The organism is Treponema sp. (assembly GCF_017430385.1).
Taxonomy (GTDB): Bacteria; Spirochaetota; Spirochaetia; order Treponematales; family Treponemataceae; genus Treponema_D.
Map to the genome: position 1 here is coordinate 1 of NZ_JAFRNB010000022.1, position 8,351 is coordinate 8,351.

General features: G+C 44.2%; 11 protein-coding genes and 1 pseudogene. 4 read left to right on the forward strand and 8 right to left on the reverse strand.

Annotation, left to right across the window (positions count from 1 at the left end; all coding sequences use genetic code 11):
- The coding region (locus IJJ71_RS01560) for a transposase (protein WP_296844909.1) at positions 1 to 288 on the forward strand (288 nt) is incomplete at its 5' end.
- 57 nt (positions 289 to 345) lie between these two features.
- On the opposite strand, the gene IJJ71_RS01565 is transcribed toward IJJ71_RS01560, so the two are convergent.
- The 7 genes and pseudogenes from IJJ71_RS01565 to IJJ71_RS01595 all read right to left on the reverse strand — a co-directional run.
- Complete coding sequence (locus tag IJJ71_RS01565; RefSeq protein ID WP_296844910.1) at positions 346 to 936, reverse strand: adenylate/guanylate cyclase domain-containing protein; 591 nt, start codon at positions 934 to 936, stop codon at positions 346 to 348.
- A 45-nt stretch (positions 937 to 981) separates the two neighbouring features.
- Positions 982 to 1,614, reverse strand: a complete 633-nt coding sequence (locus IJJ71_RS01570; protein ID WP_296844912.1) for a PAS domain-containing protein — start codon at positions 1,612 to 1,614, stop codon at positions 982 to 984.
- 9 nt (positions 1,615 to 1,623) lie between these two features.
- Entirely contained in the window at positions 1,624 to 1,920 is a 297-nt protein-coding gene (locus tag IJJ71_RS01575; protein WP_296844914.1) for a hypothetical protein, read from the reverse strand.
- Between the two features lie 72 nt (positions 1,921 to 1,992).
- Positions 1,993 to 3,039, reverse strand: a complete 1,047-nt coding sequence (locus IJJ71_RS01580; protein ID WP_296844915.1) for a haloacid dehalogenase-like hydrolase — start codon at positions 3,037 to 3,039, stop codon at positions 1,993 to 1,995.
- A 23-nt stretch (positions 3,040 to 3,062) separates the two neighbouring features.
- Positions 3,063 to 3,752: a M15 family metallopeptidase gene (locus IJJ71_RS01585; RefSeq protein ID WP_296844916.1), complete on the reverse strand. Its 690-nt coding sequence runs from the start codon at positions 3,750 to 3,752 to the stop codon at positions 3,063 to 3,065.
- The gene (locus IJJ71_RS01590) at positions 3,749 to 4,420 is read right to left on the reverse strand and encodes a M15 family metallopeptidase (protein ID WP_296844918.1); all 672 of its coding nucleotides are present in this window, start codon (positions 4,418 to 4,420) and stop codon (positions 3,749 to 3,751) included. Before IJJ71_RS01590 ends, IJJ71_RS01585 begins: the two co-directional genes overlap by 4 nt.
- Positions 4,421 to 4,543: 123 nt before the next feature.
- Positions 4,544 to 5,123, reverse strand: a pseudogene (locus tag IJJ71_RS01595) (IS1595 family transposase); the annotation flags it as partial.
- Between the two features lie 166 nt (positions 5,124 to 5,289).
- Between IJJ71_RS01595 and IJJ71_RS14920 the strand changes: the two are divergent.
- The 3 genes from IJJ71_RS14920 (at position 5,290) to IJJ71_RS01610 (ending at position 7,613) form a co-directional block, all read left to right on the forward strand.
- Positions 5,290 to 5,802 carry an MATE family efflux transporter gene (locus IJJ71_RS14920; RefSeq protein ID WP_367113202.1) on the forward strand — a complete coding sequence of 171 codons (513 nt, stop codon included), beginning with the start codon at positions 5,290 to 5,292 and terminating at the stop codon, positions 5,800 to 5,802.
- An 82-nt stretch (positions 5,803 to 5,884) separates the two neighbouring features.
- On the forward strand, positions 5,885 to 7,303 hold the full coding sequence (locus tag IJJ71_RS01605) for an MATE family efflux transporter (protein WP_296844920.1): 1,419 nt from the start codon (positions 5,885 to 5,887) through the stop codon (positions 7,301 to 7,303).
- The gene (locus IJJ71_RS01610; protein WP_296844921.1) at positions 7,287 to 7,613 is read left to right on the forward strand and encodes an MBL fold metallo-hydrolase; all 327 of its coding nucleotides are present in this window, start codon (positions 7,287 to 7,289) and stop codon (positions 7,611 to 7,613) included. Before IJJ71_RS01605 ends, IJJ71_RS01610 begins: the two co-directional genes overlap by 17 nt.
- Before the next feature lie 257 nt (positions 7,614 to 7,870).
- Here IJJ71_RS01610 and IJJ71_RS01615 read toward each other — a convergent pair whose 3' ends face one another.
- Positions 7,871 to 8,155 (reverse strand): helix-turn-helix domain-containing protein, encoded by a 285-nt coding sequence (locus IJJ71_RS01615; protein WP_296844922.1) that lies wholly within the window; start codon positions 8,153 to 8,155, stop codon positions 7,871 to 7,873.
- Between the last annotated feature and the right edge of the window lie 196 nt (positions 8,156 to 8,351).

Genomic DNA, 8,351 nt, shown 5'->3' on the forward strand with positions numbered 1-8,351 from the left:
GACATAGAGGATATGGAATCAGCCCTCAGGAAATGGCTCTGGTGGGCATCGCATTCGAGAATCCCGGCGATATATGAGCTGCAACAAAAAATCCGCCGTCACTATCAGGCTATATTGAACACGGCGAAATACAAGCTGTCGAACGCAAGGGTCGGGGCCGTGAACAACAAGATCAAACTTACAATCAGGATGGCGTTCGGGTTCAGCAATGTTCAGAATGTGCTTGACTTGATTATGCTGAGATGCTCGGATATACCCATCGAGCTTCCCGGCAGGAAAGCGGCCTGAAGCACCCACACTTCCTGATGAAGCGGCTTTAAATATCATTTTTAAATCCGGCAGCCTTTACAAAAAATATGTTTTCATAAGCCCCTTGCCTTTTACTTCAATGTCAATGGAATTTCCATAAGCGAATTTTTCTTTTGTCTGCTCATAAGTTTCTTCGCTCACATGGATTTTCATCGGTTCGCCAGTGCTTTCCATGCGGCTTGCAACATTTACTGTGTCGCCCCAAATATCGTAAATGAATTTTGTCTTGCCAATTACTCCAGCAACAAGATTTCCGGTATTTATTCCCAGCCGTATCTGGATTTTTACAGCAGAATCCTTATTAAATGAATTTATATCATCTAAAAGCCCCCGTGCAAAATCAATCATTTTTACAGCCCCGCCGTTGTCATAATCTTTTGTAAGTCCAGCGGCTGCCATGTATGCATCCCCAATTGTTTTGATTTTTTCAATTCCTTCGCGTCTGGCCCTTTCGTAAAAAAGCGAAACCATTTTATTGAGCATGTTTACAACTTCATCAGCCGTCATATATCCGCTGATTTTTGTAAATCCGACTATATCAGTAAAAAGAACCGTAACATTCGGAAAATCCTGGGCAATCGTTTTTCCCGGATGCTCTGTAAGCTCGACAGAAACTTCTTTTGGCAAAATATTTAAAAGCAGATTTTCTGACTTTTCTTTTTCCAGCTTCAGCTAATAAGTCCGCTCTTCAACATTTTTTTCAAGTTCCTCGTTATATTTCTGCATTATCTGAATGAGCTCTTCCTGCATCTTGTTTATGTCAATAATATTTTGAACTGTATTTTCTGTCATTTTCAAAAAGGAGGCATACAAATTTTCAACTTCATCGCCAGTGCGGATGTCGAGATTTTTTATTGCAGAAACACAGGTATTCATGCCGTCAGCATTTCCGTTTTTTCCAATAAAATCAATTGCATGGCGTGAAATACCGTTTATCGGATTAACAAGAAATTTTGTCGAAATCCAAAGTCCCAGTCCCACAACCAAAATGACCGCAACAAGCGAAAGAATGATTGTCCTAAAAAGAAATTTCAGTCTGTATGTTCGAAGAAGCACCATGGAAATATCAACGCCAACATAGCAGACGCATTTTCCGTTTGAGTCAAAAACCGGATGATAGTGCGTCAAAAGCCATCCGTAAGAATCATTTGACTCAAGTGCCGGAATTTGTTTTCCCTCAAGCAAATCAGGAACATAAGGCAAAAAAGTCGGATCAAATTCAATCAGCGCATCAACGGCATAATCACCGCTTCCTTCATCAGTGTCAAAAATTACATGGCAGCCGTCTTCCCGAATTTGGTACACATAAAGATATTAAATATCCGGAACATTTTTTTGAAGATTATTTAACCGGCTTAAAGTTTCCTCGTATCCTGATGCAGTCCGTCCTTCTGCTTTATAACGCTCAACAGAATCAGCGTCAATTATCTTTTGGGCAATGACCGCAACCCCTTTTGCAATATCCAGATGTCTTTCCCGAGTGTGCCGGGTAAAAAGACTTAGGGCAACAAATGAAATTGCCACTGTAAGAATGAGTGCAGCCAGAATAATGAGGACGGAAATCCTTATCCGCATGGAATGAAATCCGCGGATTTTTATTGATTCTTCCATAAAAGAATCTGCTCCTTACAAATGATATTTTTTCGAAGTTCTTTGAAATTATATCACAGTATCAGGGATTTTTCATTTTTTTTCGATGCCGATGCCATAAATGGTCTTCCAGTCATTTTTCATGGAGATGGGGATCCATCCGTTTGCAGCACAGTCCGATCGCATCTTGTCGGCTTTGGTTATATTGCCGTACTCACGCTCAATGTCGTCGCAACAGAGCATAAAGCCAAGCGACTTGTATTCGTTGTTGTGAATGGTGTAGTTCACCATGCTAGCATCTGTAAGGCTGTTTCCGAAAGCAAGAACCGGTTGATAACCGATTTCCTTTACAATTGTGGAAACCTTGTTCATCTGCAAGTTCTTGATAATATTCACACCGCCAAGCAAAACGGCGTCATCTTTACTGAAAGTATAATCCAACCCATCCTTTCCATCCTGATTCATAGCAACAAGCACATTATCGGAGCCTATAACCTGCTTTGGCGGCAGTCCAAGGGCATCGCATACTAAGGCTCGAAGGATAAGGCGGTTCGTTCCACTGGAAACATACACAGTGAATCCGTTCTGCACAAGATAGTTCACAACTTCCACCATCGGCTTATAGAAAGCGTCCGCCCGCTTGAGATTCTTGTAGCCAGGCTGATCAGTCTGCATGAATGAGCGCACATAGGAATCAAATTCTTTGAGTGTAAAGCCTTTGTACACACTTGCAAGCATCCGCTCATATTCCGCTCCTAACGGAGGCACTCTTCCCGTCCTTCGGAAATCCTCAGCCAGTGCACGCTGCTCCTGCGAAGGTGTGTAATTTGGATCGTCAAGCACGCGATGAATAAAGAGCTGGAAATCAAAGTAAGTGGGATTTGTCTCGCAAAAAAGAGTTCCGTCAAGGTCAAACGTAGCAATTCTGCGCTCAACAGGGATAAAGTCAGGAGAGTTCCTGGTGGTGACAGCAGACACATAAGAAAAGAGAGCCTTCTTTGCAGGCGCGTCATCATTCCAAAGTGAGAGCGCACCTTTTCCTGTGCGAGGAGTGCTTGCACAGGAAACAAAAATAAATGATGCAAATGGTGCGAGTAAAACTAACATTGCAAAACGAAATGTTTTCTTCGTTGTTTCCATGAAAATTTCTCCTTATGTTTTTTCTATTTTACAGGATAGTCAAAGTAAGTGTCGGGATACGGCTCGTCTTTGAGGGTAAAGTGCCACCATTCCTCTTCGAGAGGCTTGAAACCGTGGCGGAGCATAGCTTCTCGAAGAATCATGCGGTTTGCATACTGTTCCTCGGAAATTTGCATGTAGTCGGGATGGCTTTCAATTCCGAACCAGTCGAAAGTGCCACCCATATCAATCTCTTTTTCACTCTCCATATCGAACAATGTCAAATCCACCGTACTCCCACGACTGTGCCCCGATTTTTCTGCAATGTAGCCCTGAGTAAACAACACTGATTTATCAAGGTTCGGATAGAAATACTGTTTCATCCTAGTGTCCGAAGTATCTTTAGCCCAATTTATAAAATGCGTTACTGCTCGCTGAGGTCGATATGCATCGTAGATTTTGAGGCGGTAGCCTTGAGCCTTTACATCATCGCTCACAGCTTTCAAAGCCTCTGCCGCTTCGGTGGTAAGAAGTGCAACAGGCTTTTCATAGCCGTTAATGCGATCTCCAACAAAGTTGTAGGTGGAATAGTAGCGGATTTCAAGAATCGCATCGGGAACAGCTTCTGCAAGATAGACAAAGCCTTTCGGTGCGACATCACTTTGTTTACATGATACGTAAAGTACCGAAAAAGCAATTGCTATAACAGTGGCAAAAATAATAGATTTTTTCATTTGAATTCCTCCAGATACTCTTCAAGCACAAGTCCTGAATCGGTAATTTCCTGTGCAACTTCTACACTCCCCACATAACGAATGTGCCACGGTTCATAGGAATACCCCGTAATTTTTTCTTTGCCTTTTAAGAGCCTAAGGATAAAGCCGTGTTTTGGGAGTTCCTTGTGAATTCTAGAGAAAAGCTCAGGAAGCTGCATCATATCCTCATTCTCCCACTTCCATTCTCCGTTAACCTTTGGCACTATGTCAATTGCAAGCCCTGTATGATGCTCACTCGTTCCTGGAACCGCCACGGTGTTGCGGGCATACTCTTCACCGTATTTTTCAGTAAAATCGAGCATTATTCGCTCCTGATATTCCACGCTACGATACGCCGAGTCAATACCAATTTCAATTCCCTGTTTTTCAAGAGCAGATTGCAACGAAAGGTATGCTCCGTAAGTAGCTTTCTCGATTTCGGCAGTTTCGTCATCATAAACGGTATCCACCGTCACAAGGTCAAGGCTTTTTGCATAATCCACACTTATGGGGTGCATCTTGTTTACCAACACAAGGTAATCAGGATGTTTTCCCTTGTAACCGTAGTTTTTTGTACTTTCACAGCCAACGACAAAAAATCCAAAAGCAAATATCAAAATTGTGCTAAAAGCTTTCAGTTTCTTCATTTTTTCCTCCTTTAGTAAAAAGTGAGAGCCTCTAAAAACTTCAGTTTTTGAGGCAACACTGTATTGCTAGCATAGCTTCAAAGCAATGGCTCTTGACTAGTATCTTTTCAGAATTTTAGTCAGCTACTTGTATAAATCATCGTTGCGGTGGTTGTATCGCCACTCGCACTCCATCAAATGTATCACAAATTTGTCGGAATCACAACCGTTGAATTTGGCGAAGCTCCACGCAAACAAAGTTTGCACGTTCTCGATTCCGTTCACATGGCATTTCCCTCTTGCGAATTCGTTTTCACTATGGAAAACCCGGTAGTGGTCGTAGCCGTTGAGAATCAAGCCGTCATAAGCCTTCCAGCCGTCAGAATGAATCGTCGAGCCTTCAAGCACAAGGCAAGAGTATTATAGGCATTAAGCTCTCTTTTGAGCAGTCAGGGACAATCCGGACGATGACTTTCCCGCCTCGTTTTAGAAGACCAAAAACCGGAGTTTTACCTGCCGCTCCGCGCCCCCGTTTTCCACGGACCCGATGAGCGCCAAAATAAGATTCATCAACCTCAAATTCCCCGCTCTCTGTCCTTGTTTCCGCAAGGACTTGAAGCATTATTTTATGGCGGAAATCGTTGTACCAGCTGTTCACCGTGTTGCGATTTACGCCAACAATTTCAGCGCAGGCAGTCGCAACGGTGGTCGGGACATCGGTGCAGACGCTCGTGATGTCAAGCCACTTTTTCCTGAAACGCTGCACGCTCCGCATTGTCCGTCCGCACGGCGCGGGGAGGTGGTTTTCCCGCATCATTTCGGCAGGGACAGGAGCGAGCGTGCTTGATCTGGGGACGGTCATTCTCCCCGTCCTGATGAACAATCAGATTATGCGCTACGGCGGGACGACGGAGCTTGGCGTGTACGGCGTTGTCGCGACGGTCATGTCGCTCTTTCAGGCGCTGTTCGGCGGAGTCGGTCAGGCAATACAACCGCTTGTCTCCGCGAATCACGGTGCGGGAAACGCCGGGCGTAACCGCAGTTTCTTCCGCATGGGGCTTCTTACTGTCGCCATCATGGGAATCGCGTTCTGCGCGCTCGGAGAGTTTTTCCCTGCCGCCACTCGCAGGGATTGTCGGCGTATGGGTCGCGCTGCCGCTTGCAGAATTCGTGACGGCGGCTCTTGCCGTGGCTCTGCTGCACAGGACGCGGTGAGAGGAAGAAAAACGCCGTTCGGTACGACTTCCCCGCCCGCCGCTGAATTCCGCCAAGAACCGCTTACTGTCGATGCCCGTCTCCGCAGCGACGGCGGCAAGTTCCTCTCTTTTCTTTTTCATGTATTTCCTAGGCATTCTCCCAGAATCTGTCGCATATCTCACACTTCGCCACATTCTGCCCATTGAGCTGGCGGAAATTCATGCTATGCTCTTTATGTAAAATTATAAGACACTTGCCCATTATTTTGCAAGTGCACAGGAGCCTTCAATGGAAAAAACACTGGAAAAAGAAAATATCATGGGTAGCATGAGCGAAGGAAAACTTCTTTTTAAAATGGCAATGCCCATGATTTTTTCCGTACTGTTTTCTTCGCTTTATAACCTTGTAGATTCAATCTTTGTGGGCAGGCTTGGCAATGCAGCCCTTACGGCAATTTCTCTTGGTGCGCCCGCATCTTCCCTTATGGTAGAATTTTCTTTTGGCCTTGCAATCGGTGTTAATGCCCTTCTTTCAAAAAAGCTGGGTGAAAAAGATAAAAAAGGAGTTCAGAAAGTTGTCGGCCAGGGATTTTTACTCACAGCCCTTCTTTATCTGATTTTCCTCCTTGCCGGTATTTTTGCTTCAGAAGCCTTTTTCCGCCTGCAAACCTTGGACGAAGAAATCATAAGGCTTGGAAAAGAATATACTTCCATCGTAATGATTTTTTCATTAGGTCTTATGCTTCAGTCTCTTACCGAACGCCTTCTTTCTGCCACAGGCCGCACCCAGTATTCTATGGCAGTATTACTCACAGGAGCAATCACAAATACAATCCTCGACCCGATTCTGATTTTTGGCTGGCTTGGACTTCCTGCAATGGGAATAAAGGGAGCCGCAATTGCAACAGTAATAGGCCAGGTTGCAGCAGGAAGCACAGGTCTTATTTTGAATCTTACAAAAAATCAAGATATCAAAATTTCTGTACGTTCTTTCCTGCCTGATTTTTCGATAATCAAAAGCATTATGGCAATTGCAATTCCAACAACACTCACTTATTCAATCAACTCCATCCTGATTTTTGGAATGAACCAGGTGCTCATTTCACTTTCCCTTGCAGCCCCGGCCGTATACATCATCTATAACAGAGTTCGAAGCTTTGTGGCTCTTCCTGTCTGGGGAATCAGAAACACCATAATTTCAATTGTTGCCTACAACATGGGCGCCAAAAAATATGACAGAGTCAGACGGGTTATTAAAATCGCCATCGTTTCAAGCGCAGTCATCATGCTGGTGGGAACAGCCCTTTACGAGCTTATTCCTTCTGCCCTGTTTTCCCTCTTTTCTGCTTCGGGCGAAATGCTTTCAATCGGAATCGATGCATTCAGAATCATCGGAACTTCACTCATCATTTCGGGCATCACAATCATGGCAAGCGGAGTCTTTCAGGCAACAGGACAAAGCAGGCTTGCTCTTGTGGTGAGCATAGTTCAGGCAGTTGCTCTGGTTGGAAGTGCCGCCCTTCTTGCTCAGACAAAAAGCGTAACACTGGTATGGGTGTCCTTCCCAATTTCCGAGGCAGCCATTTTTGCCCTAAGCATCTTCTTCCTACGGGGAATCTGGAAAAAGCAGCTGCAATCAGATATTTCAACCGGCAATCCCACCGCACAAATAAAACACGAGGAGATGGCAAATGGAACATACGCGTAAACTTTTAGCTCTTACTGCTTTTGCACTTACACTTCATAGCGGAGCATTTGCTCAAAAAGAAAATGCTCCCCGCCTGCTTTATATGGGGCAGGCCAGCATAAGAATTACCACAGAAGTAGGCAGAGTCATTTACATCGATCCTTACGCCGGAACGGATGAACAGTATGAGCCGACCGCCGACTTGATTCTGGTGACACACGGGCATTTTGACCACAATCAGATTGAAAAAGTAAAAAACCGGGCAGAAGCCTTTAGCGCACCCAACCGCCTGATTTTAGATATGGGAGAAGAAATAGTTCTGGAAAAATAGGCAGATTTTCTGGAAGTGTTGTTTATAAAAAATTGGGCGTTCCCGCCACAAGTGGCGGTCGGCTGTTCCGCGGCTTGCCTACGGCCGGTCTGCTTGCGCAGACTGCTTCGCACCGCTCCATAGCCTAACGCGAGCAAAGCGAGCGTAACGTCAATAATTTCCAATTAGCTAAACGGAGGGCTTGCCCGAAGTATAGCCTAACGCAATTTTCAGAATGGTTTGAATGTCCGCAGAAAAAAAGGATGGGCATTTATATTTTAAATCCACTTCTTTACCAGGGAAATAATCTCATTTCTAGCTTTTTCCCGTTCTTCATTTGATGTTGAAAAAAGAATTTCAGGTCTGATTTTTAAAGCATCGCAAAGTTTTATAATTGTGCAGAGGTTCGGAATATTTCTACCCGATTCAATGCAGTTCACCTGGTTTTGAGAAAGCCCTGCGGCGAAAGAAAGCTCTATCTGCGACATACCTGCTTTTTGGCGTTCTTCCCTTAACCTCGATAGTACAAAATTAACTTGTTCCTGATATTCTTCATCTTTCATTATTGTTAATATGCACGGTATAACATTGACAAACAACACGAAATACCATTATACTTTTTAATGGTTTTCCATTGGTGTTTACAATGAAAAACCAAGCAATCTTTCACAAAATCAAAAAATGCTCAGTTTACACTGAAAAACAATTAGGGGGATTTTATGGATAAGGAAATGCGAGATTTGTATAACTCCATGACAC